We start from the raw sequence: 25,350 nt of genomic DNA on the forward strand, positions 1-25,350 counted from the left end.
ATGTCCGTCGGAATATTCTGCGCCCCGACCCGGATCGTCGCGGGCACCGGATCGCTCGGACGGCTCGGTGCCGAACTGGCGACCCTCCCGGGCCCGGCCGCCGTGGTCGCCGACGCCGGCCTGGCCGACGTGGGCGTGCTCTCCGAGATCCTGCGCACCGTCCCGTCCGACCGCATCGGCGCGACGGTTCTCGTCGCCCCCGATCCGGACGTCGCGGCCGTCGAGGCGGCGGCCGCGACCGCCCGCGAGGCGTCGTGCCGCAGCGTGCTCGCCGTCGGCGGCGGCTCGGGCCTCGGCGCCGCGAAGGCGGTCGCGATCCTGCTGGCCAACAACGGCCCGATCCTCGAATACGAAGGTGCCGGACGGGTTCCGCATCCGGCGGCGCCGACCGTCGCGGTGCCCACGACCGCGGGCAGCGGAAGCGAGGTGTCGAACGCACTCGTCCTGCACGAACCCGGCCGCGAGCGGGAGATCATCGTCCGCGGCCCGGGGTGCGAACCCCGCACCGCCGTCCTCGATGCCGCCGTGCTCCGCGGGCTGCCGCGCACGCCGATGCTGTACGCGGGCCTGGACGCGCTCACGCACGCGCTCGAATCCCTCTGGGCGCGAGGGGCGACGGTGTTCACCGAGGCCCTCGGGGTCCGCGCGGCTCGGGACATCCTGGACACCCTGCCCGCCGCCGTGGCCGGCTGTCACGGCGCCAACGCCGGCGGCGCGAACGACGACGTGCTGCAACGGCTGCTGGAGGCCAGTACCGCGGCCAACCTGGCCTGCGGCAACAGCGGACTCGGCCTGGTGCACGCACTCTCGTCGTCCGTACGGATCCCGCTCGCGCACGGCCTGCAGAACGGGGTCCTGCTACCCCGGGTCGCGGAACTCAACCGCGGCACGGTGTCCGCCGAGGCCGCGGAGCTCATCGACCGGCTCCCCCGGCTGTACGAGGAACTCGCGTTCCGGCCCGTCTTCGCCCCCTCCGTGATGGGCGCCGACGAGCTCGATTCCATGGTCGCCGCGAGCAGCGGCCACCCCTTCCGCACCAACAACCGTCGCGACGTCACGGACCGCGACCTGCACGCTCTGCTGTCCGCCGCCGTCGATGCGCCGGCCGCACCGTTCACCGAGGAGGAACCGAGATGACCACCACCCGCACCCCCGGCGGCCACGCCGCCCACGCGAGCCGCATCGCCGACCTCGCCGAGCGCCCGTGGCGATTGCTCATCGGTGGCGAGCTCCGCCCCGCCGGCGACGGTGCCACCTTCACCACGTTCGATCCGTTCACCGAGGAGCCGATCGCCCGCGTCCCGGACGCCGCGGTGAGCGACGTCGACGCCGCCGTGGACGCCGCGACGGCGGCACGCGGACCCTGGCGCGCGACACCCGCCACCGAGCGGGCCGCCCTGGTCCTCCGCTTCGCCGACCTCGTCGAGGCGCACGCCGACGAACTCGCGTTCCTCGACTGCGTGGACGCCGGCTCGCCGATCAGCAACGCGCGCTTCGACGTCGAGATCGCCCTGCAGCAGATGCGCATGTTCGCCGGGTTCGCGCTGGAGATGAAGGGACAGACGATCCCCGCATCCGACGCGCTCCACCTGACCGTCCGTGAACCGGTGGGCGTGGTCGCCAAGATCTGGCCGTACAACCACCCGCTCATGTTCGCCTGCCGGATGGCGGCGCCGCTGATCGCGGGCAATCCCGTGGTCGGCAAGCCACCGGAGGCCGCGCCGCTGTCGACCCTGCGGCTCGCCGAACTCGCGGCCGAGGTGTTCCCTCCCGGCGTCGTCAACATCGTGGTGGGCGACGGCCCCGCGCCCCCCGACCGGCTGGTGCGGCATCGCGCGGTCCGCCGCATCGGGTTCATCGGATCGGAACCCACGGGACGCGCCATCCAGCGCGCCGCCGCGGAATCCGCCGTCAAGCACGTGACGCTGGAGCTGGGCGGCAAGAACGCCATGGTCGTGTTCGAGGACAGCGATGTGGACGCGGCGGCGGCCGGCGCCGTGTTCGGGATGAACTTCACCTGGTCGGGGCAGTCCTGCGGCTCCAATTCCCGCCTGCTCGTGCAGCGCTCGATCTACGAAGCCGTGGTGGAGCGCGTCGCCGCGCTGGTGCAGGCGCGGAGGATCGGCGATCCACTGGACGAGGCCAGCGAACAAGGCACGATGATCAACCGCGCCCAGTACGAGAAGTCGCTCGCGTACATCGACGTCGCGCGTTCGGAGGGGGCGCGCCTGGTGACCGGCGGCGGCCGCCCGGCGGGTGACGGTTTCGACACCGGGTACTTCGTGTCCCCCACCGTCTTCGCCGACGTCGATCCGGCGTCCCGGATCGCGCGGGAGGAGGTGTTCGGCCCGGTTCTCTCGGTGATCCCCTTCGACACCGAGGCCGAGGCCGTCGCCATCGCGAACTCGGTGGATTACGGCCTCACGGCGAGCGTCTGGACGCGCGACCTGGATCGCGCCCACCGGGTGGCTCGCGACTTCGAGGCGGGGCACACCTGGATCAACGGTTCGTCGACGCACTTCCCCAACGTCCCGTACGGGGGCGTCAAGGGGTCGGGCGTCGGCGGCAAGGAGGAGTGCCTGGAAGAGCTCCTCAGCTACACGGAGGAGAAGGTCATCAACGTGATGTTCCGATGACCGCCGCACTCGCACTGAACGATCGGAGTACACGATGACCGAGAAGGATCCGCGGGAGACGGTGGCCACCTCCTCCCGCATCATGGCGGCGACGGGGGCCGGCGACCTCATCTGGGGACACGTCAGTGTCCGGGACCCCGACGGCCGCGGGGTGTGGCTCAAGCAGGCCTCCTACGGGTTGGAGGAGATCACCCGCGAACGCGTGCACCTCGTCTCCCCCCAGGGCGAGGTGCTCGAGGGGGGCGGCCGGCGCCACAGCGAGTTCCCGATCCACACCGAGGTGATGGCGGCGCGGCCGGACGTGGGCGGCGTGGTGCACGTGCACAGCCGGCACGCGGTCGCACTCGCGGCGGCGGGCGCGGAGCTGTTGCCCGTGAGCCACGAGGCGAACTACTTCGCCGGGAGAGGCGTCCCGCGCTTCACCCGGACCGCCGACCTGATCCTCACCCGGGATCTGGGCCGCGGGGTCGCGGCGGACCTGGGCGACGCGCAGGCCCTGTTCCTGGTGAACCACGGGATCGTCACCGTGGGGCCCGATCTCGAGACGGCCACCGTGGCCGCGGTGATCCTCGAGCGGGCGTGCGAACAGCAGCTCACCACGCTCGGGTACGGCGGATCGCCGAGCTGGTCGGGCCCCGAGGAGTCGCTCGCCAAGCGCGAGCACATCTATCCGCCGGAGGCGCAGCACCAGGTGTGGGACTACCTCGCGCGCAACCTCGACGACGTCCGGGCGTAGCCGCCGGTACGCCGCCCACGGGCGGCGTACCGGCGAATTCCGCACCCCTCAGGCAGCGGCGGCGACCTTGTCCGGGCGCAGCTCGTGCTCCACCCCGTCGTGCTCGCGGCCCACGTCGAAGCGGAGCAGCCGGAGGGCGTTCGCCACCACGATCAGCGTGGAGCCCTCGTGGATGAACACGACCGGGCCCATCGGCATGCCGAGGAAGGTCACGATCACGAGGAACACCACGATCCCGAGCGCGGCGATCAGGTTCTGCCGGATGATCCGGCTGGTCCGCCGGCTCAGCCGCACCGCGAACGGCAGGCGCCCCAGGTCGTCGCTCATCAGGGCCACGTCCGCGGTATCCAGCGCGACGGCGGATCCGGCGGCGCCCATCGCGATGCCCACGTCCGCCTGCGCCATCGCGGGCGCGTCGTTCACCCCGTCGCCGACCATGGCGCACCGTCGGGCGTCCGTTCCGGACAGGCCCCGGATCTCCGTCACCTTGTCCTCGGGCAGGAGGCCGCCCAGGGCACGGTCGACGCCCACCTCGCGGCCCACGGCCTCGGCCACCTGCTGGTGGTCGCCCGAGATCATGACGATGTCGCTCACCCCGGACTCGCGCAGCCGGCCGAGCACCTCGACGGCCTCCCGGCGGGGTGTGTCCATCACGCCGATCACGCCGAGGAACTGCCCGGCGCGGCGCACGATCATGAGAGTCCGGCCGCCGGCCTGGAGGCGCTCGATGTCGGCGGCCACGGCACCGTCGGGCACGATCCCGGCGTCGGTGAACAGCCGCTCGTTGCCGATCTCCACCTGCTCTCCGTCGATGAGGGCGCGGACGCCGCGGCCCGTGACGGCCTGCAGGTCGGTGGCGGTGAGGACGGTCGACGTGCGGGCGGCGACGCCCTCGGCGATGGCGGTGGCCAGCGGGTGGTCCGAGAGCCGCTCGACGGCGAGGGTGGTCGAGAGCAGCTCGTCGAGCTCCACATCCGGCGCGGCGACGGTGTCCGTGACGTGCGGCTCGCCCCACGTCAGGGTGCCCGTCTTGTCGAACGCGATGGACTCCACCCGGCCCAGCGTCTCCAGCGGCGCGCCGCCCTTGACCAGCACGCCGGCGCGGGCGGCGCGGGCCACCCCGGCCAGTACGGCCGACGGGGTGGCGAGCGCGAGGGCGCACGGGCTCGCGGCCACGAGCACCGCCATCGCGAGGTAGAAGGCGTCGGCGAACTCCTTGCCGAGCACGAACTGCCCCACCAGGTACACCCCGATCACGAAGGCGATGACCGCGGGCACGTAGATCCGCTGGAACCGGTCGAGGAAGCGCTGGGTGGGCGATTTCGCCTGGTCGGTGGACGCGACCAGCTCGACCACCTTGCTCAGCGTGGAGTCCTCGGCGCGGGCAACGGCGCGCACCACGAGGGCGCCCGAGCCGTTGACGGTGCCGGCGAACACCTTGTTCTCGTCGAGGGGGCGGGGGCCGTCGGCGGGCTCCTTCTCCACCGGCATGGACTCGCCGGTCACCGCGCTCTGGTCGATCGCGGAGCGACCGTCCACGACCACACCGTCGGCGCTCACCCGCGCGTTGGGGCGGATGAGGACGAGGTCGCCGACCTCGACCCGATCGATGGGCCGCTCGGCGAACTCGCCGGCCAGGGTCGACGGTCCGCCGATGTGCACCTCCGCGCTGCGCGGCGCGAGCCCGGCCAGGGCTTCGATCGATTTCGACGCCCTGGCCAGCGCGAACTCCTCAAGGGCGTGGCCGAGGCTGAACAGGAACAGCAACACGGCGCCCTCGGCGAAGCGACCGATCGACGCGGCGCCGATCGCAGCGACGAGCATGAGGAAGTCCACCTCGAACTTCCCCGCGAGGGTGGACTTCACGGCGGACCGAATGGTGAACCAGCCGCCGAAGAAGTAGGTCGCGAGGAAGAAGAACGTCGCGACGGACGGCTGCCCGAGGGCGTACTCGGCGATCATTCCGGACGCGTAGGTGACGCCGGAGGCGATGGCGAAGCCGATCTCCCAGCGCGCCGAGTGGCCGGAGTCGTGGTCGTGTTCTGCGCTCATGCCACTCACGCTAGCCAACACATGCATTAATTGCAATATGTTGATTTCGACGGCCGGGATGCCCGGTAACGACCGACTCCCGTGTTACGTTCGCGGCGATGAACGACGGCGACCAGCGACCCCGGCGCCGGTACCCGTGGCTCCGGCCGCTGCTCCTCGCGATCCTCGCAGCCGTTCTCGCGGTCGAGGCGGTGATCGCGTGGCCGCGACTCAGCGCCTCCTTCCGGGAACTCGGCGACATGCACTGGGGCTGGTTCGCGGCCTGCGTCCTCGCGGTGATGGTGTCGTTCGACTCCTATGCGCAGGTGTCCCGCGTGCTGCTGCAGTCGGCCGGCGTCCGCTGCAACCAGGTCCAGACGCTGGGGCTGCAGTTCGCGTCGAACTCGGTGTCGCAGTCCTTCCCGGGCGGCCAGGTGCTCGCGCCCACGCTGGTGTTCCAGCGCACGAGGCAGTGGGGCGCGACCAACGTGGTCGCGGCGTGGCAGATCGTGATGAGCGGCCTCCTCATGTCCGCGGGCCTCGCGGTGCTGGGCGTCGTGGGAACCCTTGCGGCGGGGGCGAAGACGAGTCCGTTCTCGATGGTGTTCTCCGTCGGCCTGCTGATCGTGTTCTTCGCCGCGGCGCAGTACATCTCCACGCGGCCCGACGGTTTCGAGGCCGTCGGCACGCGGGTGCTGCACATCCTCAACCGGATGCGGGGCAAGGAGGAGGACAAGGGCGTCGACAAGTGGCGGGAGACGCTGGACCAGCTCGGTTCCGTGCGGATGTCGCGCCGCACCGCCGCCACGGCCATCGCGTGGTCGCTGCTGAATTGGGTCGCGGACGTGATGTGCCTCGCATTCGCCTGTTACGCGGTGGGCGCGCATCCCGGCCTCGCCGCGTTGTGCGTCGCGTACGCGGCGTCCAAGGCGGTCAACAGCATCAGCCCCGTCCCGGGCGGTCTCGGGCTCGTGGAGCCCGCGCTGATCACGGCGCTCACCTGGGCGGGCATGCCTTTCAGCGTGGCGATCTCGGCCACCTTCATCTACCGGCTGGTCAGCTACTTCCTGGTGGTCGTGGTGGGCTGGGTGGTGTTCTTCGTCGCGTACCGGAACTCGCTGAGCTTCCGGGTGTCGCGCGATGAGGCGGATTCGTAGGCTCTCCTAGACTCGACGGGTGCACATCGGGATCATCGGGGCGGGACTGTCGGGCCTCTCGGCGGCGCTGCATCTGATCGGCGCGGGGCACCGCGTGACCGTCGTGGACCGGGACGGCCGCCCGGGCGGCAGAGCGGGTAGTGCGACGGTGCGCGGCGCGGACGGCCGGGAGCACCCGGTGGACCCCGGCGCCAGCGTGCTCACGATGCCGGAGCTCGCGTTCGACGCCCTCGCCGCCGGCGGCCTCCACCGCGCCGCCGCGGCGGCGGCCCTGGACCTGCTTCCGGTGCGGCCCGCGTACGCCGGCCGCTTCCCCGCCCTCCCCGGACACCCGGAGCCGAGCGTGCTGCACGTCCCGGACGACCTGGACACCCCGGAGCACGCCACGTGGCAGCGCGCGATGTTCGACGCCGCCTACCCGCGGTTCATCGCGGGCGACGCGGCGTGGGGCTCCTACGCCAACCCCCGCGACCTCGCGGCTCTGGGCCGGATCGTCCGGCTCGGAGCACTGAGTTCGATGCAGCGGCAGGTGGATCGGCGGGTCGACGACGTGCGGGCGCGGCGGATGCTCACCTTCCAAGCGCTCTACGCCGGCGTGTCTCCCTCCGCCGCCCGCGCCGTGTACGCCGTGATCTCGCACATGGACGTGGGGCTCGGTGTCTGGTACCCGCGTGCCGGGATGGGTCGGGTCGCCGAGGTCATGGCCGAGCAGGTCCGGCGCGCGGGCGGCGAGGTGCTGCTGGGGCACGACGTCATCGGGTTGGACGGGCGACGGGGCCGGGTCACGGGCCTGCGGTGCCGGTCCGCCGCAGGTGCGGAGCGGCTGGCGTTCGACGGGGTGGTGGTCACGGCGGACTCGCCCGTCGCCGACCGGCTGCTGGCCCCGCTCGGTGGACGCCCGCCGCGGCGCCGCGTGCGGCACTCGCCGTCGGCGGTGGTCGTGCACCTCGACGCGGATCCGGACCTGCAGCAGCAGTGGCCCACCCGGGCGCACCACACCCTCGACTTCGGCGCGGCGTGGGAGCGGACGTTCGCCGAGATCACCGCGACGAGGGGGCGCGGGCGGCTGATGAGCGATCCGTCGTTCCTCGTCACCCGGCCGTCGGTGAGCACGGGAGAGGCCGGCCCCGTCTCCGTTCTGGCGCCCTGTCCGAACCTCGAATCCGCTGCGCTCGATTGGGATTCGATCGGCGCCGATTACGTGCGGGACTTCCTCGGCGTGCTGGCGGCGCGGGGCTACCGCGGCATCGACGCCGGGGAGGTGCTGCGCGTGGACACACCCGCCGACTGGTCCCGGCAGGGCATGTCCGCGGGCACCCCGTTCGCGGCGGCGCACACCCTGGGCCAGACGGGGCCGCTGCGCCGCCCCCAGGCGGTGCCGGGGATCGCCAACGCCGTTCTCGCGGGGTCGATGACGCACCCGGGCGTCGGCGTCCCCCCGGCCCTGATCTCCGGCCGCCTCGCCGCGGAGCGGATCGGGCGCGACGCCGGCTGAGCTAGAGCCGCGGATGGATGGGCGACGCCGGAACCGCTGCGAATCCGGCCGGATTCAGAGCGGGGTCGGACGGTAGCGGAGCTCGATACTCCTGCCGTCCAGCACATGGGACTCGATGAGCTCGAGGTCGAAGTCCGCGAACTGCCGGAACACCGGGGCCGCACCGATTCGGCCGGTGATCATCGGGAACACGGTCACCTGGAGGACGTCGACGAGGCCCGCCGCCATCAGCGACCTGTTCATCGCGACGCTCCCGTGCGACCGCAGCGGCACCGAGGACTCCGCCTTCAGCCGTGTCACCAGTTCCACGGCGTCCTCGGCGACCACGCTGGTGTCCGGCCACACGGCGTTGACGTCAGCCGGATTCAGAGTCTTCGACGGGACAACGAGCGGGTGCGCACACATCCTCGCGACCCAGAGGTCCGGGTCGGACCATTCGGCCAGGATCGCCGCCATCTCCCGGTACGTGCGGGCGCCGAACACCATGAGCTGATCGGCCTCGTACTGGAGCGCGCGGTGCGCGAGTAGTTCCGGACCCTGCTTGCCCCAGTACCCCTCGACGTCGCCCGCCCCGTAGCCGTCGAGTGTCATGAACACGTCGTAGGTGTAGGTCGCCATCGCACTACTCCTGCGACAGCAGGGCGTCGATCTGGTTCATCGCCTGGGTCATGCCCTCCGCCATCCCCATCTCCATCACGCGGTCCAGCTGCTCCACGGACAGGAAGGTCGACGTCACGCTCATCGTCGTGCGCGCGCCCGCGCCGGCGATCGCGACCGTCGCCGTCGAACAGTCCGCGGGGTCGACGGGTTCGCCGTCCTCCCCGGAGAATCCGTCGCGGAAGGTGATCGCCGACGGTGCGTCGGTGGAGTCCGTCTCCCACCAGCCGTGCGCCTTCTCGCCCTCGGGGGTGGTCATGTAGTACCGCGAGGATCCGCCCGGGCGCAGTTCATGGCGGTGGAAGGTCGCGGGGTACCCGGGAGGGCCCCACCACTTCTCCAGGAGCCGCGGGTCCTCCCACAGCTGCCACACCTTCGCGGGCGAGGCGGCGAACTCCGCCTCGAGGGTGAATGTCAGGGCGTCCCGGTCGATACCGGTGTTGAGCACGGGCATGTCTCACTCCTCTGTTGTCGTACGTCGTGTCGTGCGTCGTGTGGTGCTGTGTTCGTCGGCCGTGGGGCCGTCCGGCTCGGCCAGCAGCGCGTCCATCCGGGCCACCCTGCCGCGCCACAGCTCCTCGTAGCCGCGCAGCAGTTCCGCCCCGCGGCTGACGGCGGACATCTCCGCGCGCACGATCGCCTCGCGCCCGCGCCGTGATTTGCTCACGATCCCCGCCCTCTCCAGCGCCGCGACGTGCTTCTGCACCGCGGCGAAGCTCATCTCGTACCCGCGGGCGAGCTCGGAGACCGAGCGCTCGCGCTCGATCACCCGGGTCAGGATGTCCCGCCGAGTGCCATCCGCGAGGGCGTGGAAGAGGCGGTCGACCTGCTCCTGGGGCATCGCATGGACGACCGTCCCGCCCGTCATCGCCGGACCTCGCCGGCCACCGCCGCCGTGCGCATCTCCACCGCTCCCCGTCCCGCGATCCCTCGCATCAATCTACAACCATTTGGTTGTAGGTTACGGCGCCGAGTCGCGGATCACAAGAGGTTCTGCACCAGTGAAGGAAAGTGATAGGTTTCAAACCCGACACTCTCACCCGGGGTGGCGCCGACTTGACACTGAGGTGTTCAATGTCAAGTACGCAACGGAAGGAGCGGCAGCGATGAGTTCGCGCGCAAAGGCTCACGAACACGAGCCCGCAGAGGTCGAGATCCACGCCCGCAACGTGACGTTCGACTGGTCGGACGTGCCCCTCGAATGGATCCCGGGCGAGCCCGTGGCCAGCGACATCATCAGCAGCATCCTGCACTCGGTGCTGCCGGAGGGCGAGCGCTGGTTCTGCGAGGTCTACACCGAGGCGCTGCCCTATGTGAAGGACGAGAACCTCGCGCGCACCATGCGCGGATTCATCGGCCAGGAGGCCATGCACGCGGAGTCGCACGACAAGGCGCTCTCCCAGTACCTGGACCGCTGCGGCATCGACACCGAGCCCGTCGCCCGCCAGTTCGAGTACGTGTTCCGCAAGATCCTCGCGCCGCGCACCTACCGCTCGGACCGCGCGCAGTACAACGACATGGTGCAGCGCCTGTGGCTCATCGCCGCCGTCGAGCACTACACCGCCATCCTCGGCGTGTTCGCGCTCAACAACGCCTGGGACGAGTACAACGTCGACCCGACCATGGCGGACATCTGTCGCTGGCACGGCGCCGAAGAGGTCGAGCATCGCAGCGTTGCCCACGACGTGGCGAACTACTTCGACCCCAGCTACTTCCACCGCTGCCGGGCGATGATCGTGGGCGTGGTGTTCCTCATCCTCGCGCTGCACCGGACGTCGGGATACATGCTGCGCAAGGACCCCGGCTTCAGTTACTCGTACCCGCGGCTGTGGTGGGAGTACCTCAAGGGATCTCGCAAGAACATCCTTCCCAAGCTGCGCGACGTCATCAAGTTCACGCTGATCTACTTCAAGCCCAGCTTCGACCCCGCCTCGATCGGGTCGACGGCCCAGGCCGTGGCCTACCTCGCCACCTCCCCCGCGGCGCGGGCGGCGAACGGATGACCGAGGACCCGTCGGAGCGCTATCCGTCCAAGTTCCGGCCGTGGGGCGAGCCCGTCACCCAGGTTCCGCCGCATCTCTACGGCAGGTGGAAGCGGGACCCGTTGCTGCGCATCGCCAACGGCTTCTTCAGCGTGACGATCCCCGCGTTCGCCCACCTGATGCGGCCCCGCAACCTCGCGGAGCCCAGCACCAGCCGGGACCTCAAGGTTGTCGCGCGCGAGATCGTGGCACACGACAAGGACGTCGTGGCACTGACTTTCGTCTCCGCGGACGACACCCCGCTGCCTCGGTGGACCCCGGGTGCCCATCTGGACCTGCTGCTCCCGTCGGGCCGGATGCGCGAGTACTCGCTGTGCGGCGACCCCGCGGACTCCGGTAGCTACCGCATCGCCGTGCGCCGCATCCCCGACGGTGGCGGCGGCTCGGTCGAGGTGCACGAGACGCTGCACGTCGGTGCGACGGTGACCGTCAAGGGCCCGCGCAACGGCATGCCCATGGCCGTCCCCGGGCACGGATCCTCGGCGGAGCACCTGCGTTTCGTGGCCGGCGGCATCGGCATCACGCCGATCCTGCCAATGCTCATCGCCGCGGAGCGCCTCGGCCTGGACTGGTCGATGCTGTACACCGGCCGGTCCACCGACACCATCCCGTTCATCGAGGAGGTCGAGCGGTTCGGCGACAAGATCGAGATCCGCACCGACGACGTGCACGGCATCCCGACGCCGGACGTACTCATCGGCGACGCGCCCGGCCCGGTCGCGCTGTACGCGTGCGGCCCCGTCCCGATGCTGGAGGCGCTGCGCGTCGGCCTCATCGGCCGCAACGACGTGGAGCTGCACTACGAGCGGTTCTCGGCCCCACCGGTCGTGGACGGGAAGCCCTTCACCGCAACGCTGTCCGAGTCCGACATCACCGTCGACGTGGCCGCGGACGAGACGCTGCTCGCCGCGGTCCTCAAGCGCAAGCCCGACGCCGCCTACTCGTGCAAGCAGGGCTTCTGCGGGACCTGCCGGGTCACGGTGACCGACGGCCTCGTCGACCATCGCGATCAGACGCTCACGCCGTTCGAGCGGGACCAGGGCCAGATGCTGACCTGCGTGTCCCGCGCCGCCGGCGACCACCTGACCATCGACCTCTAGGTAAGGCCCCTCATGACCGATCAGACGCGGTTCGACGTGACCACCTCGGACGGGCTGACGCTCGCCGGTTTCCGTTACGGCGAGCACGATCCGGCGCTGCCCACCGTCGTGACCATCCACGGCTACCCGGACAACCACCACGTGTGGGACGGTGTGGCCGCGGCCCTCGCCGGGCGCGCGAACGTGTACTCCTACGACGTGCGGGGCGCCGGCGAGTCCGAGGCTCCCGCGGGCAAGACCGGGTACCGGTTCGACCGCCTCATCTCCGACGTCTCCCGCGTGATCGACACGGTGCGTGAGCAGTCCGGTGATCGCGGTAGCGTGCATCTGCTCGGTCACGACTGGGGATCGATCCAGGGCTGGCACGCCGTGGTCGACCCCGCGATCGCGGACAAGACCGCGAGCTACACCTCGGTGTCGGGACCGAACCTCAACCACGCGGGCGAGTACCTGCAGGGCGCGCGGAGCCTCGGCGACGTCCGCCCGCGGCTGCGCCAGGCGGTCGGCTCCACCTACATCCCGTTCTTCCTCACCCCGGGACTCGCGGAGGCCCTCTACCGCCGCGGCTGGGGCCAGAAGCTCATCGAGACGCTGGAGAAGCGCGGCACCGATGGCCGCACCGCAGACGGGTACGTTCGCGCCGACCGGGACTTCACCAACGGCCTGAACCTGTACCGCGCCAACATGCCCGGCCCGTTCCTGCGCCCGTCCGAGGCCACCACCTCGGTCCCCGTGCAGGTCCTGACGCCGGAAGCAGACCTGTTCGTGACGCCGCCGCTGCAACTGGCGGGGCTGAGCAAGTCGCCCGAATCGCGTCACGTCCCCATCCCCGGCGGCCACTGGGTGGTCGCACAGAACCCCGGCCCCCTGGCCGACGCCACCTACGAATGGATCGAGGCCCACCGGTGAATGATTCGAAGCGCATGATCACCGTCAACGGCCGCTGGGCGCGCGTGCGCACCGCCGGCGACGAGTCCCTGCCCACCGTGCTCCTGCTGCACGGCATCACCCGGAGCCTGGAGGACTGGGATCCCCAGTTCGATTCCCTCGCAGGGCAGTACCACCTCGTGGCCACGGATCTGCCCGGCTACGGATGGTCCGCCCCGCACCCCGACGGTGCCGGGCTGGACGCGCTGGCGCGCGGCGTCGGCGAGACGCTGGACGCGCTGAACATCACCGGACCCGTTCACGTGGTGGGTAATTCGCTCGGCGGCGCGGTCACGATGACACTGCTGGCGCAGCGCCCCGACCAGGTGGCGGCGATCACCCTGGTGGACCCCGCGGGCTTCGGCAAGGAGGTGACTCCACTGCTCCGCGTGCTCGGGATCCCGGTGCTGGGCAGGATCCTCGCCACCACCGCGAGCCGGCCGAGCGCGATCCTGCAGGAGCGACTGATCTTCGCGGACAAGTCCTTCGCGACCCGCGCCCGCATCGACCACGCCCTCGCCATCGCCCGCGAGACCGAGGCCGGCCTCACGGCGTGGCGCACGGCGGACCTCCTCGGATCCATCCGCCACGGCATCGAGCAGGCGTGGCGCGACGAGTTGCACGCCCGGATCGCGAAGACCCCGCGGCCGACTCTGGTGCTGTGGGGCGACCGCGATCGGGTCCTGCCCCCGTCGCACCTGAGCGCCGCGCGGATGCTCATGCCGCACGCCGAGGGCCACCTCATCCCCGGCGTCGGCCACATGCCGCAACTCGAGTGCGCGGAGCGGTTCAACGAGCTGCTCACCGACTTCCTCGACCGCAACGCCGCCACCGACCTCCCCCGCGCGGCCTCCCAGTAGCCCCCGCCCGGCACCGCCCCCGGGACTTAACAGCGTTAGCCCAGGAGCCCTCCTGCGGAAACGTCTGCATCCAGTGCTGGCTACCCACGAGTACGCCGTCCGCGGGCGACGGCGGCGAGCTTCGCCGCGGCGGGGACGCGGACGCGGCCGGAACGCGCACCGTCGAGCCCGGCGGACCGCAGGCGGCGCAGCAACTCCTCGTAGAGGTCCGCGGCGGCGCGGACGCCGCGCCGCACGTCCCGCGGAAGCTCCGCGATCCCGGCGCGGCCGGCCGCGAGGTCGGCGGCGGTGTCGTCGAGCGCACCGTCGAACGCGGCCTGCGTGAGCTCGGGCAGGTACGAGCGCCCCAGGCGCAGTTCGTCGTCCGTGAGGTCGCGCAGGAAGTTGACCTTCTGGAAGGCCGCGCCGAGCCGCCGCGCGCTGGGGGCGAGCCGCTCGTAATCGTGCTCGGCCACGTCCAGCAGGTAGGCCCGCAGGCACATCAGCCCCACGACCTCCGCGGACCCGTGGATGTACTCCGCGAGCGATTCCGGAGTGTGCGGCGACGGGGCGAGGTCCGCGCGCATGGACGCGAAGAACGGCCGCGTGAGCTCGGTTCCGAAACCCGTGACCCGCGCCGTGTTCGCGAACGCGTGCACCACGAGGTCGGCGCTGAACCCCTCCTCCATCGCGCGCTCGACGGACGCCTCGAGCGCGTCGAGGTGCGCCCGCGGATCGGTGGGGCACGCACCGTCGACGATCTCGTCGGCCACCCGGACGAGCCCGTAGACGGACGTGATGTGCGGGCGGACCCGGCGCGGCATCAGGCGCGCGGCCAGCGAGAACGACGTGGAGTACTCGCGGATCACGACGGCGGACGCCGCGACGGCGGCGCGCAGGTACCTCTCCCTCGAATCCATACCCCCATCCTTGCCGAACCGCTCCGCAGGACTCGTCGGTGCCCACCGATACGGTGGAGGCATGCGCGTCGCCACGTGGAATGTGAACTCGGTGAAACAGCGGCACGGCCGCCTGCTCGAATGGCTGGACTCCCGGCAGCCCGACGTGGTGTGCCTGCAGGAACTCAAGCTCACCGACGACGCCTTCGCCACGCTGATCGGGCCGGACCTCACCGAACGCGGCTACGAGTTCGCGACCGCGGGGCAGCCGCAGTGGAACGGCTCGGCCGTGCTGTCCAAGGTGGGCCTCGAGGACGTGGTGGTCGGCATCCCCGGCGCGCCGGACTTCGACGGCGTCACCGAGGGCCGCGCGATCTCCGCCGTGTGCAACGGGATCCGCGTGCACTCCCTCTACACGCCGAACGGCCGGGAGGTCGCGTCCGATCACTACGATTACAAGCTCGCCTGGCTGGACGCGCTGCGCGCGCAGGTGGAGGCGGACACCGTGCCGCAGCTGGTGTGCGGGGACATGAACATCGCCCCCACGGACGAGGACGTGTTCGATCCGGCGGCCTTCGCCGGCCACACGCATGTGACCGGACCCGAGCGTGCGGCCCTCGCCGCCCTCGAGGCCCTCGGCCTGCGCGACGTGGTCCGCGAGCACTGGCCCACTGAGCAGGTGTTCTCCTACTGGGACTACCGCGCCGGGATGTTCAACAAGAACCTCGGCATGCGGATCGACCTGATCCTCGCGAGCGGCGAGGTGGCCGACCGCACCGCCGCGGCGTGGATCGACCGGCAGGCCCGCAAGGGCAAGGGCCCGAGCGACCACGCGCCGGTGATGCTCGATCTCGACACCGCGCCCGACGGAGACATCGGACCGATGGTGCCGCCGCCCTCGGCCGGGCGGGTCTCCCCCAAGGGCGCGACGCTGCCGCAAGCCAAGAGCTAGCGCCGGCACCCACCGACCGGCAAGGGCGGGGGCGGGCGAGGCGCGCACTCCCGGTGTAGTGATTGCAATCGCAACATCTGATCGCATACCCTGACCGCCGACGTGTCGAGCGGTGGACGAGGGGGAGCGCGAGTGAACGGGATCAGCAGGCGCGACGCGCTCCGCGCGGCGGGGGTCGGCGCGGCGGGAGCCGGCGCCGTGGCGCTCGGCGCCTCATCGCTCGGAGCGGGCGGGGCGGCCGCTGAACCCGGCATCCGCGCCACCTCCACCGCCGACCCGAGGCACACCTGGGACGACGAGGCCGATCCGCTGATGGCCGACGTGCTCGAACGCGGCGACGCCCCGAGGATCAACCGCCTCCTGGAGGACTGGACGTTCAACGCACAACCGCTGCCCGACGGCCTGCCGAAGGACGTGCGCGACTTCATCGAGCACGCGCGCCGGCTGCCGCCGTGGATGGACCAGCGGCTGATGAAGGGCGCCGACGCCTTCTACACGACCCGAAGCCTGTACCTGTCGATGATCATCGGCTTCTCGGGCGGCGTGATGATGTCGGTGATCCCCCGCGAATCGCGCGCCGTGTACTGGTCCGTGGGCGGCTCGAACATGAAGGACCGCATCGCCAAGACCTATCGGCTGGTCTACGACCAGATCGCCGTCGGCGCGTACGGACCGAACGGTCGCGCCGCGACGACGGCGGTCAAGGTGCGCCTCACCCACGGCGCCGTCCGGCACCTGCTCCCGCAGTCGCCGCACTGGCGGAAGACGGCGGACCAGAAGGCGCCGATCTCCCAGGCCGACATGATGGTCACCTGGCACACCCTGGCCACTATGGGCATGCGGATCATGCGCAACTGGGGCGTACACCTCCCGCAGGACGAGGTCGACGGCCTGCTGCACTCCTGGCAGGTCAACGGCCACATGCTGGGCATCCGCGACGAGTACATCCCCGCCACCTGGGACGAGGCGGAGCTGCAGGCGCAGCGCGACCTGGACACCATCATGGGGCCCACGCCGGAGGGCGTGAAGATCGCGAGCATGCTCATGGACCTCGGGCGGTCCGCCGACGGGACGCTCGTCTCCCGCCCGTCACTGGAGGCCTTCACGCGATACTCCTTGGGCGACAAACTGACCGACTGGATGCAGCTTCCTCCTCAGCCGGTCCTGCAGGCGCTGCTGGCGGCGGGTTGGCCCACCTACGTCGCCATCCGCGAGGGCGTCCTCACACAGACCGCGATGCCGCCGGAGATCTATCACCAGTTCGATCAGTTGGCGAACACGCTGGAGCTGGTCTACCTCGGCGAATTCCGGCCGATCCACATCGCGATCCCGACGACGAACAACCCGAACCACGGTTGACCGCCGGGCGCCCGCGCGCCCGGCGGCCGCCGGCGGTCAATCCTCGGTGCTGAGCACCTGGGCGACGAAGGCGCCGACCCGCCACCGGAGGTCGTCGAGGTTCTGCTCGCGGATGGCGTCCACGTCGGTGCCCTTGTGGAAGGCCGGCGGCAGCTTCCGCGCGTTCGCGGAACAGCGGAAGTCCTCGCACACCAGGACACCGATCGTGTCCCCCTTGCGCCCGGCCGAGCCGCCCCGTCGCACCGTGTACAGCACGGCCTGGCTGGTGATGTCGACGTCGCGACACCAGGTGCACATGGCCTTCGCCTTGGGCTTGGTCTCAGCACGGGAGAGCAGGATGCTCACCAGTCCGTCGTCGGTCGGCACGGCGACATAGGCGCGGTGCGGGATCTTGCGATCGTGCCACCCGTAGAACTCGAGCCTGTCGAAGTCCGTCTCGGCGAAGTCCTGCGGGAACGTGACCCGCTTGACCTCGCTCTTGGTGGCCCCGCGGAACGCGGAAACGATCTCGTTCTGAGTCAAAGCATGCATGATGAACCGTCCTGATTCGGGACCCGCCGTTCGCGGCGGGGTACGGAGTGTGTGAAGACAGAGCTGCACAGCCGGTCCAGACGGATCGGCTGCGGGGCGTGGTCATCTGCCGTGGCGCAGGGCGCCGGACACTCCTCCTCGGTTCACGTCGGACACTCTACGCGCGGCAGTCCCCCGCCCGCTAACGGATTTCCGGTCACTGACCCCCGGAATACCGCGGGTCAGTGACCGCGATTCGGAGGCTCAGTCCCAGCGGGCCGCCAAGTCGACCCACGTCGCCTCCGGAGCCGCACCCGTGGGGAATCTGCCGTCGATCTCCAGAACCGCCATCCCGTGTGCCGCCGCCCAGAGCGCCTGCGCCGCGTGCGCATCACCGGTTGCCTCGAAGAACGGCGCTCCTGCCCAGTCCTCGAGTCCTTCCGGAAGTGCACTGCGGTCCAGCGGCCCGCCCGTGGCGAGCCGGTACAGGTTGGGATTCGAGCGAGCCGTGTGCCGGTACGCGGTGAGCAGCGCCGCCACGGTGGTCACCGGACGCAGGGCCGCACCGGATTCGGCGAGGGCGACGGCGACCAGCGCCGACTTCACCGCGTCCTTGCCGGCGAAGTGCTTGTAGAGCGACGGTGCCCTCATACCGACTTCGTCCGCAAGGGCCCGCATGGTGATCGCCTCCCAGCCGTCGCGCTCCAGCATGGCTCGGGCGGCGGCGATGATCTCTCGCGCACGCGGCGTGAGTCGGTGTAGCGGGTCGGGACTCTCAGTCACCGAGCGATGGTAGCGAGGACGCGCTCACGCAGTGCACGATTCATCGCGTCGAACGCGTCACCCACGTCGAGCGCGGAACCGGCCACCGGGACGAGGACGCCCCGGAAGTGTTCACGCTGCGTCACTCTCGTTCCGGCCCGAGTCTCCTCCACCTCGAAAGCGTGCTCCCCGTCAAGGATCCCGGGAGCCACGACGCGTCCGAGCCACCGCAACTCACGCTTCGGCGTCGCGGCAAGCACTTCGGGTCGGAAGCCGGTCTCGCTGCCGTGGTTCGCGATCCGCACGTCGAGCCGCTGTCCCACCGCAAGGCCCGACGGGGCGACTGCGTAGCGGATGAACGGATTCCACTCGGGATAGGCGGCGAAGTCGACGAGCACGCTCCACACCACGCCGGGCGGTGCCTCAATGTCGATGGATCGTTCCTCGATGCGCTCCCCGTACAAGGCCACCACGCCCACGCCGAACAGCAATGCCACCACAGTCGTTCCGACGATCCGCCGCATGACGCCTCCTTAGCTAACAATGTTAGCCATACCATATGGCTAACACTGTTAGCCCGCAAGTCGACCCACCTTGCCCCCGGACCGCAAGTGGGAGCCAATTGACCTAGCGGTCAATCCGACTCTAATATGACCTTCGAGTCACTTAACCCAACGGAAAGGCGACCTCCATGTCCTCCGTCATCGTGATCGGCGCCGGGTTCTCCGGCGTCGCCGCGGCGATCGAACTGATCCGCGCGGGCCACGACGTCACCGTGCTCGAGCGCGGCCCCGAAGTGGGCGGCGTCTGGCGCGAGAACACCTACCCCGGCGCCGCGTGCGACGTCCCGTCCGCCTACTACTCCTTCTCCTACGCCCCGAGCCCGCACTGGTCCCGCGTGTACGCCGGGCAGGCGGAGATCCTGGACTACCTGCGCGACAACGCGGACCGGTTCGGGGTGTACCGCCGGATCCGCTTCGGCGCCGACGTCCGCCGCGCGGAGTTCGACGAGACGGACAACCGGTGGATCACCACCCTCGACGACGGAACGTCGGTCACCTCCGACTTCCTCGTGCCCGCAGTCGGCCAACTCTCGACGCCGGTGCTCGCCGACCTCCCGGGCGGGGAGTCCTTCGCGGGCGAACAGTTCCACTCCGCGCAGTGGGATCACACCGTCGACGTCACCGGCAAACACGTCGCCGTCATCGGCACCGGCGCCAGCAGCATCCAGATCGTGCCGAAGATCGCCGGCCGGGCCGCCTCCGTCACCGTCTACCAGCGCTCGGCACCGCACCTGCTGCCCCGACCGGACTTCCGGCTCACCCGCGCCCACGCCGTCCTCGCCCGCCGCGCGCCCGTCGTGCTGCGGGCACAGCGCCGACTCTGGCAGGGCATCACCGAGGGGTTCACCGCCGCGCTGCATGACGCGCCCCGCGCCCGGGAGGCCGTGGAGCGGTTCTCCCTCGGGTTCATGCGCCTGCAGGCGCGCGACGCCGGCCTCTTCGCGACGATCAAGCCGGACCACGACCTCGGATGCAAGCGGGTCCTGTTCTCCAACACGTACATCCCCGCACTGCGCCGGCCAGATGTGCACGTGGTCACCGGAATGATCGCCGCCGTCGACACCGCCGCCATCACCACCGACGACGGGCGGCGTCGCCACGCCGACGTCATCGTCCACGGCACCGGCTTCGCCGCCGGCGGTTTCCTGGACCACGTCGAGGTCCGGGGCACGGGCGGCGCCGTGCTCAGTGAGGCGTGGACCGACGGCCCGCGCGCCTACCTGGGCATGAGCGTTCCCCGTTTCCCCAACATGTTCCTCATGTACGGGCCCAACACCAACCTCGGCTCGGGCTCCATCGTCGCGATGCTCGAATGCCAGGCCGGGTACATCCGCCAGGCGGTCGACGCCGTGCCCGACGGTGCCGCCGCCACCGTGCGCCCCGAGGTCGAGACCGCCTACGACGACGGCCTCCAGGCGCGGCTCGAGGGCGGCGTATGGTCCCGCTGCGACAGTTGGTACCGCACCGAAGCCGGTCGCGTGGTGTCGAACTGGCCCGGACTGGTACGCGAGTACCGGCGCCGGACCGCGACCTTCGACGCCCGCGACTACGACGTGCGACCGCCGCTCCCGGCACCGTCCGGCACCGTCGGGCTCGCGGGAACCGTTTGACCGCCCCGTGACCGCACTCGAAGATGGAGCCCGTGAACGAGGGACGACGATGACCGCGGACCGGGCCCCGCGAACGGGGCAGGCCCGGTCCGGGACGCGCGGCGTACCCCGCGAGGTGCGGACCGCCGCGATCCTCGAAGCCGCCGCCGCCGAGTTCGGCGACGTGGGCTACGCCGCCGCGCAGGTCACGGCCATCGCGGCTCGCGCGGATGTCTCGAAAGCGCTGGTGCTGGCCTACTTCGGCTCCAAGGACAAGCTCTACGTCGCGTGCGTGCAGCAGGCCGGCCCCATCGTGTTCGACGCCGTCCGTGCCGCCTTCGACACCGCGCCGGCCGAGCGGCCGGGGATGTCGCTCTTCAGCCGCGCCGCCAGCGCCGTCCTCACCTCCATCTTCACCGCGCTGGAAGGGCGGACCGGGTACTGGGCCCTGCTCTACGACCGGTCCGTCCCGGAGGGCGCCGGCCGCGACGTGGCCCGCGCCGAGCGCCGGAGGCTGCGCGAGCAGGCCGCTACCGAGGTCGCCGGCGTGATGCGCGCCGCCGGCCTCACCGCCCCCACTGACATCACCGTCGCCGTGCTGGTCTGGGAATCCATGGTTTCCGCGAACATGCAGTTCTGGCGACTCAACCCCCACCTGTCCGCCGCCGAGGTCTCGGCCGCAGCGGACCGCGTCCTCGCCGCCTGGTCCGTCCAGGCGCCGCAGGACCCCACCGAAACGGAGAACCCTTGAGCACCATCGTTTCCACCCTGCTGTCCCGCGCCGTGGTCGACGGCGCACTCCCCCTCATCGACAGCCGGATCGAGGCGTCCCGCCGGCCCTTCGACCTGCCCGGCATCCTGCGGCCGCACCCCACCTCCCGCGCTTGGTCCACCACGCACTTCGGGGTGTTCGTGCCCGATCTGCCCGCGCCCTATCGGTACGTCAACACCATGACCCTCATCGGGGCGCCCGGCGCCGAGCTGTTCGACCAGGACCACCTGGCCGCCGCGGACGCGCGCGACACCACCACCGTGCTCTCCTCCACCGCCTACGGCGACCAGCACTTCTACCGCGCGTACGACCTGTCCGCCGACTGCGACTTCGCCGAGGACGGCTCCAGCCTGCGCTGGGGCGACGAGCTCGAGATCGGCGTGGACCTGCCCCGCGTCACGGTGCGCGGCCGCTACCCCGGGTTCGACGTCGACCTCGAACTCGAGGTCACCGACCAGGCCTCCTACTTCGTCAAGACCCCGATCTACGACCACCTGAGCCTGGCCGCTCCCTACACCGGCACCGTCGACGGGCACCCCGTCGAGGGCCTGGGCACCTTCGAGTACGCGCGGATGCGCACTCATCAGGCGCTCACCCGCCGACCCGTCCCCGGGCCGCTCAAGCTGCCGATCGACTTCTTCACCTACCAGATCATCGACCTCGACGAATCCACCCAGATCCTGCTCACCGACGTCCGCGCCCGCGGCCGCATCGCCTGCCGCCTGGCCCACGTCCGGACCCTCGGGCGGCCCGCCGAGGTGTACGACGACGTGCGGCTCGACGTCCTCGAGTCCCGCGAAGTGACCGACGACCGGGGGCGCGTCATGACGGTGCCCGTCCACTTCCGGTGGACGGTGCGCGACGGGGCCGAGGACGTGCTCGCGCTGGAGGGGTACGCCGACAGCACCCTGCGCTACGGACACGGCCGCGGCTACGTCGGCGCCTACACCTACGCCGGTGCCTACCGATTGGACAAGGTGGCCGGCAGCGCGTACCTGGAGTGGGTCGACACCCGCCGGTCCTGAAAGCCGCGCGCCTGATCGGCGCCGTCAGCGGCGGCGCGCGATGTCCAGGGCGGCCTTGGGCCGGGACAGCGCGTACTCCCGGGCCAGGTTGCGCACCCACGCCCGGCGGGTGCAGCCGCACTCGGCGCGCACCGCGTCCGCGTCGAGCCCGAGATGCCGGGCGAGCGCGGCGGCCCGTCGGGCGTGGAAGAACTGCGAGACGAGCAGCACGCGCCGCAGCCCGAAGTCGTCGCGCGCGTGCAGGCACGCGAGGAAGGTGTCGAGGCCCGCTCCGTCGGTGAGCACGGCCTCGTCGGGCACGCCCCGCGCGCGCAGCCAGCCCGTCATGACAGCGATCTCGTCGCCCGAGGTGCCGCCCGCGTTGCCGGACACGAGGATCTGTTGCACCCGCCCCGACCGGTAGAGCTGCAACGATGCCTCGAGACGGCCCTCCACGAACGATCCCGGGCGGCCGCCGCGCACCGACGCGCCGAACGCGATCGCGACGGGGGCGGGCGGCGCGGTGGCGGCCGTATGGAGGGGGCCGGCGCCGGTGATGCCGGTCACGACGTCGCGCAGTCGCGCGGCAGGACACATGCGATCACCCTACTCATCTGCGAGTTAGGCAAGCCTTCTAGGGAAAGCCGTCAGTACCGGGTTCTACCGTGAGGTACAGATGCTGGGCTTGGTCTCGCTGCACTGACGAGTGCCTGCGGGACAGAAAGGTGCACGACCGTGGACCACGACATGACCGCCGTGACTATCACTCTCGGCACGATCGGCGCGATCGCCTTCGTGATCGCCTGGGCGACCTTCTTCAAGGGTGCCCTACGAATGGTGCGGATCATCGCGCAGGGGCAGCCCGCGCCCGACCGCTGGCGACCGTTCATCCCGCGCGCCGCCGAGGTGGTGGTCGAGTTCCTCGCCCACACCAAGATGATCAAGAACCGGACGGTGGGCATCGCCCACTGGCTGGTGATGGTCGGCTTCCTGGCCGGCATGGTCCTCTGGTTCGAGGCGCTGCCGCAGACGTTCAACCCGCACTTCCACTGGCCGGTCATCGGCTCGTGGAAGGTGTACCACCTGATGGACGAGCTGCTGGGCATCGCGACCGTCGTGGGCATCCTCGTGCTCATCGTGATCCGGCAGGTCAAGCACCCGCGCAAGCCCGAGCTGTTCTCGCGCTTCGCCGGCAGCAAGTTCCTGCCCGCGTACACGATCGAGTTCATCGTCCTGGTCGAGGGCCTGGGCATGATCCTGGTGAAGGCCGGGAAGATCTCGACCTACGGCGAGTCCGACCCCATCACCGACTTCTTCACCCGGCACGTGGCCGAGCTGCTCCCCGCGAGCGCGACCATGGTCTCGGTGTTCGCCTTCGTCAAACTGATGTCGGGCGTGATGTTCCTGATCCTCGTGGGAAGCAACCTCACCTGGGGCGTCGCCTGGCACCGTTTCTCGGCGTTCTTCAACATCTACTTCAAGCGCGAGCTCGGCAGCCGCCGCGCCCTGGGCGCCGCGAAGCCCATGACCTCCGGCGGCAAGGTGCTGGAGATGGAGTCCGCGGACCCGGACAACGACGCGTTCGGCGCCGGCAAGATCGAGGACTTCTCCTGGAAGGGCTGGCTGGACTTCACGACCTGCACCGAGTGCGGTCGCTGCCAGAGCCAGTGCCCCGCGTGGAACACCGGTAAGCCGCTGAGCCCGAAGCTGCTCATCATGGGCCTGCGCGACCACGGATACGCCAAGGCGCCGTACCTGCTGGCGGGCGGCAGCACCGACAACGAGGGCACCGAGGTCGGCCTCGTCGACAAGGACGGCGAGCTGGACCACGCCAAGCTGGACGCGCTGTCGGCCGACGCCCGCGCCGAGGCCAACCGCGCCCTGGTCGGCCCCGCCGGCGACGGCGACGAGCTGGGCGGCGTCATCGACCCCGAGGTGCTGTGGAGCTGCACCACCTGCGGCGCCTGCGTCGAGCAGTGCCCCGTGGACATCGAGCACGTCGACCACATCATCGACATGCGCCGCTACCAGGTGCTCATCGAATCCGAGTTCCCGCAGGAGCTCGCGGGCCTGTTCAAGAACCTCGAGAACAAGGGCAACCCCTGGGGCCAGAACTCCAGCGCCCGCACCGCGTGGATCGACGAGATGGACATCGACATCCCGGTCTACGGCGAGCACACCGACAGCTTCGACGGCTACGAGTACCTCTTCTGGGTCGGCTGCGCCGGCGCCTACGAGGACCGCGCCAAGAAGACCACGAAGGCCGTCGCCGAGCTCCTCGACGTGGCCGCGGTGAACTTCCTGGTGCTCGGACAGGGCGAGACCTGCACCGGCGACTCGGCCCGTCGTGCGGGCAACGAGTTCCTGTTCCAGATGCTGGCGCAGCAGAACATCGAGCAGCTCGACGAGGTGTTCGGCGACCGCCCGCAGAACCAGCGCAAGATCGTCGTGACCTGCGCCCACTGCTTCAACGCCCTCGGCAACGAGTACCCGCAGGTGGGCGGCGATTACGAGGTGGTGCACCACACGCAGCTGCTCAACAAGCTGGTCCGCGAGAAGCGGCTCGTGCCCGTCGCTCCCCCGTCGGAGGACGTGACCTACCACGACCCCTGCTACCTGGGCCGGCACAACCAGGTCTACGAGGCCCCGCGTGAACTGATCGGCGCCTCCGGCGCGACCCTCACGGAGATGCCGCGGCACCTGGAGCGGTCGATGTGCTGTGGCGCCGGCGGCGCCCGCATGTGGATGGAGGAGCAGCTCGGCAAGCGGATCAACATCGACCGCGTCGACGAGGCGCTGAACACGCTGTCGTCGAAGCCGGAGGCCACGCCGAAGAAGATCGCCACCGGCTGCCCGTTCTGCCGCGTGATGCTCTCCGACGGCGTCACCGCGCAGACCGCCGAGGCCGAGGGCACCGCGCCCGAGGTCGTCGACGTCGCGCAGATGCTGCTCGAGTCCGTCAGGCGCGGTCTGCCGGAGGGCATCGTCCGCGGCAACCCGAACCGCAAGACCGACGGTGCCGCCGCCCCCGCGGAGGCGTCCGCCGAGGCCGCCGCACCCGCGCAGGCCGAGGAGAAGCCGGTCGCCGAGGGCGCACCGTCGGCGCCCGCGGAGAAGAAGGAGGCCAAGCCGGCGGTGGGCCTGGGCCTCGCCGGGGGCGGCAAGCGCCCCGGTGCCCCCAAGCCCGGCGGCGCCCCCAAGCCGGGCGGCGCGAAGCCGGCCGCGGAGGCTCCGGCCGAGGACAAGCCGGCCGCACCCGCCAAGCCCGCCGTCGGACTGGGCATGGCCGGCGGCGCCAAGCGTCCCGGCGCGCCCAAGCC

The 25,350-nt window shown here is 70.9% G+C and carries 24 protein-coding genes; 15 read left to right on the forward strand and 9 right to left on the reverse strand.

Translation table 11 applies throughout. The features are described 5' to 3' along the window. From BN39_RS04315 to BN39_RS04325, 3 genes are read left to right on the forward strand one after another with little or no spacing between them, the layout of a single operon-like run. Nucleotides 1–1,137, forward strand: coding sequence for an iron-containing alcohol dehydrogenase family protein (locus BN39_RS04315; RefSeq protein ID WP_019201130.1), 1,137 nt, complete (start codon nucleotides 1–3; stop codon nucleotides 1,135–1,137). Then, a complete protein-coding gene (locus BN39_RS04320; protein WP_019201131.1) occupies nucleotides 1,134–2,636 on the forward strand; it encodes an aldehyde dehydrogenase family protein in 1,503 nt (500 codons plus the stop codon). Before BN39_RS04315 ends, BN39_RS04320 begins: the two co-directional genes overlap by 4 nt. 34 nt (nucleotides 2,637–2,670) lie before the next feature. Continuing rightward, nucleotides 2,671–3,372 (forward strand): class II aldolase/adducin family protein, encoded by a 702-nt coding sequence (locus BN39_RS04325; RefSeq protein WP_019201132.1) that lies wholly within the window; start codon nucleotides 2,671–2,673, stop codon nucleotides 3,370–3,372. A gap of 48 nt (nucleotides 3,373–3,420) precedes the next feature. On the opposite strand, the gene BN39_RS04330 is transcribed toward BN39_RS04325, so the two are convergent. Continuing rightward, nucleotides 3,421–5,424 carry a heavy metal translocating P-type ATPase gene (locus BN39_RS04330; RefSeq protein ID WP_019201133.1) on the reverse strand — a complete coding sequence of 668 codons (2,004 nt, stop codon included), beginning with the start codon at nucleotides 5,422–5,424 and terminating at the stop codon, nucleotides 3,421–3,423. A 98-nt stretch (nucleotides 5,425–5,522) separates the two neighbouring features. Between BN39_RS04330 and BN39_RS04335 the strand changes: the two genes are divergently transcribed. Together BN39_RS04335 and crtI are read left to right on the forward strand one after the other, a co-directional pair. Beyond that, nucleotides 5,523–6,560 (forward strand): lysylphosphatidylglycerol synthase transmembrane domain-containing protein, encoded by a 1,038-nt coding sequence (locus BN39_RS04335; RefSeq protein WP_019201134.1) that lies wholly within the window; start codon nucleotides 5,523–5,525, stop codon nucleotides 6,558–6,560. Between the two features lie 19 nt (nucleotides 6,561–6,579). Then, nucleotides 6,580–8,055, forward strand: coding sequence for a phytoene desaturase family protein (crtI, locus tag BN39_RS04340; RefSeq protein ID WP_019201135.1), 1,476 nt, complete (start codon nucleotides 6,580–6,582; stop codon nucleotides 8,053–8,055). 54 nt (nucleotides 8,056–8,109) lie between these two features. On the opposite strand, the gene BN39_RS04345 is transcribed toward crtI, so the two are convergent. From BN39_RS04345 to BN39_RS04355, 3 genes are read right to left on the reverse strand one after another with little or no spacing between them, the layout of a single operon-like run. After that, on the reverse strand, nucleotides 8,110–8,673 hold the full coding sequence (locus BN39_RS04345; RefSeq protein WP_019201136.1) for a dihydrofolate reductase family protein: 564 nt from the start codon (nucleotides 8,671–8,673) through the stop codon (nucleotides 8,110–8,112). A 4-nt stretch (nucleotides 8,674–8,677) separates the two neighbouring features. Then, the gene (locus BN39_RS04350; RefSeq protein WP_019201137.1) at nucleotides 8,678–9,166 is read right to left on the reverse strand and encodes an SRPBCC domain-containing protein; all 489 of its coding nucleotides are present in this window, start codon (nucleotides 9,164–9,166) and stop codon (nucleotides 8,678–8,680) included. 3 nt (nucleotides 9,167–9,169) lie between these two features. Beyond that, on the reverse strand, nucleotides 9,170–9,553 hold the full coding sequence (locus BN39_RS04355; protein WP_040766559.1) for a metalloregulator ArsR/SmtB family transcription factor: 384 nt from the start codon (nucleotides 9,551–9,553) through the stop codon (nucleotides 9,170–9,172). 265 nt (nucleotides 9,554–9,818) lie between these two features. Between BN39_RS04355 and BN39_RS04360 the strand changes: the two genes are divergently transcribed. From BN39_RS04360 to BN39_RS04375, 4 genes are read left to right on the forward strand one after another with little or no spacing between them, the layout of a single operon-like run. After that, complete coding sequence (locus tag BN39_RS04360) at nucleotides 9,819–10,715, forward strand: metal-dependent hydrolase (RefSeq protein ID WP_019201139.1); 897 nt, start codon at nucleotides 9,819–9,821, stop codon at nucleotides 10,713–10,715. Next, nucleotides 10,712–11,854 carry a PDR/VanB family oxidoreductase gene (locus BN39_RS04365; RefSeq protein ID WP_019201140.1) on the forward strand — a complete coding sequence of 381 codons (1,143 nt, stop codon included), beginning with the start codon at nucleotides 10,712–10,714 and terminating at the stop codon, nucleotides 11,852–11,854. Before BN39_RS04360 ends, BN39_RS04365 begins: the two co-directional genes overlap by 4 nt. A 12-nt stretch (nucleotides 11,855–11,866) precedes the next feature. Continuing rightward, nucleotides 11,867–12,763 (forward strand): alpha/beta fold hydrolase, encoded by an 897-nt coding sequence (locus tag BN39_RS04370; protein ID WP_019201141.1) that lies wholly within the window; start codon nucleotides 11,867–11,869, stop codon nucleotides 12,761–12,763. A gap of 14 nt (nucleotides 12,764–12,777) precedes the next feature. After that, nucleotides 12,778–13,641 (forward strand): alpha/beta fold hydrolase, encoded by an 864-nt coding sequence (locus BN39_RS04375; RefSeq protein ID WP_040766560.1) that lies wholly within the window; start codon nucleotides 12,778–12,780, stop codon nucleotides 13,639–13,641. 80 nt (nucleotides 13,642–13,721) lie between these two features. Here BN39_RS04375 and BN39_RS04380 read toward each other — a convergent pair whose 3' ends face one another. Then, a complete protein-coding gene (locus tag BN39_RS04380; RefSeq protein ID WP_019201143.1) occupies nucleotides 13,722–14,540 on the reverse strand; it encodes a squalene/phytoene synthase family protein in 819 nt (272 codons plus the stop codon). A 61-nt stretch (nucleotides 14,541–14,601) separates the two neighbouring features. On the opposite strand from BN39_RS04380, the gene BN39_RS04385 reads away from it, so the two are divergent. Continuing rightward, nucleotides 14,602–15,471 carry an exodeoxyribonuclease III gene (locus BN39_RS04385; protein ID WP_019201144.1) on the forward strand — a complete coding sequence of 290 codons (870 nt, stop codon included), beginning with the start codon at nucleotides 14,602–14,604 and terminating at the stop codon, nucleotides 15,469–15,471. A gap of 132 nt (nucleotides 15,472–15,603) precedes the next feature. Beyond that, nucleotides 15,604–16,830, forward strand: a complete 1,227-nt coding sequence (locus tag BN39_RS04390) for an oxygenase MpaB family protein (protein ID WP_019201145.1) — start codon at nucleotides 15,604–15,606, stop codon at nucleotides 16,828–16,830. A 36-nt stretch (nucleotides 16,831–16,866) separates the two neighbouring features. On the opposite strand, the gene BN39_RS04395 is transcribed toward BN39_RS04390, so the two are convergent. The 3 genes from BN39_RS04395 to BN39_RS04405 form a co-directional block, all read right to left on the reverse strand. After that, nucleotides 16,867–17,361, reverse strand: a complete 495-nt coding sequence (locus BN39_RS04395) for an FBP domain-containing protein (protein WP_040765859.1) — start codon at nucleotides 17,359–17,361, stop codon at nucleotides 16,867–16,869. Nucleotides 17,362–17,604: 243 nt separating this feature from the next. Then, nucleotides 17,605–18,123 carry a TetR/AcrR family transcriptional regulator gene (locus tag BN39_RS04400; protein ID WP_040765861.1) on the reverse strand — a complete coding sequence of 173 codons (519 nt, stop codon included), beginning with the start codon at nucleotides 18,121–18,123 and terminating at the stop codon, nucleotides 17,605–17,607. Continuing rightward, entirely contained in the window at nucleotides 18,120–18,626 is a 507-nt protein-coding gene (locus BN39_RS04405; RefSeq protein ID WP_019201148.1) for an SRPBCC domain-containing protein, read from the reverse strand. Before BN39_RS04405 ends, BN39_RS04400 begins: the two co-directional genes overlap by 4 nt. Nucleotides 18,627–18,793: 167 nt before the next feature. On the opposite strand from BN39_RS04405, the gene BN39_RS04410 reads away from it, so the two are divergent. The 3 genes from BN39_RS04410 to BN39_RS04420 are packed head-to-tail and all read left to right on the forward strand — an operon-like array spanning nucleotide 18,794 to nucleotide 22,051. Then, entirely contained in the window at nucleotides 18,794–20,275 is a 1,482-nt protein-coding gene (locus BN39_RS04410) for an NAD(P)/FAD-dependent oxidoreductase (RefSeq protein WP_019201149.1), read from the forward strand. A gap of 49 nt (nucleotides 20,276–20,324) precedes the next feature. Beyond that, nucleotides 20,325–21,005, forward strand: a complete 681-nt coding sequence (locus BN39_RS04415) for a TetR/AcrR family transcriptional regulator (RefSeq protein ID WP_019201150.1) — start codon at nucleotides 20,325–20,327, stop codon at nucleotides 21,003–21,005. After that, nucleotides 21,002–22,051 (forward strand): DUF6670 family protein, encoded by a 1,050-nt coding sequence (locus tag BN39_RS04420; protein ID WP_019201151.1) that lies wholly within the window; start codon nucleotides 21,002–21,004, stop codon nucleotides 22,049–22,051. The genes BN39_RS04415 and BN39_RS04420 overlap by 4 nt, the downstream gene beginning before the upstream one ends. Nucleotides 22,052–22,075: 24 nt before the next feature. Here BN39_RS04420 and BN39_RS04425 read toward each other — a convergent pair whose 3' ends face one another. Further along, a complete protein-coding gene (locus BN39_RS04425) occupies nucleotides 22,076–22,627 on the reverse strand; it encodes a vancomycin high temperature exclusion protein (RefSeq protein ID WP_019201152.1) in 552 nt (183 codons plus the stop codon). A 150-nt stretch (nucleotides 22,628–22,777) separates the two neighbouring features. On the opposite strand from BN39_RS04425, the gene BN39_RS04430 reads away from it, so the two are divergent. Further along, on the forward strand, nucleotides 22,778–25,350 hold a 2,573-nt coding region (locus BN39_RS04430), incomplete at its 3' end, for a (Fe-S)-binding protein (RefSeq protein WP_040766565.1).

This window comes from Tsukamurella sp. 1534 (genome assembly GCF_000312385.1).
GTDB lineage: Bacteria > Actinomycetota > Actinomycetes > Mycobacteriales > Mycobacteriaceae > Tsukamurella.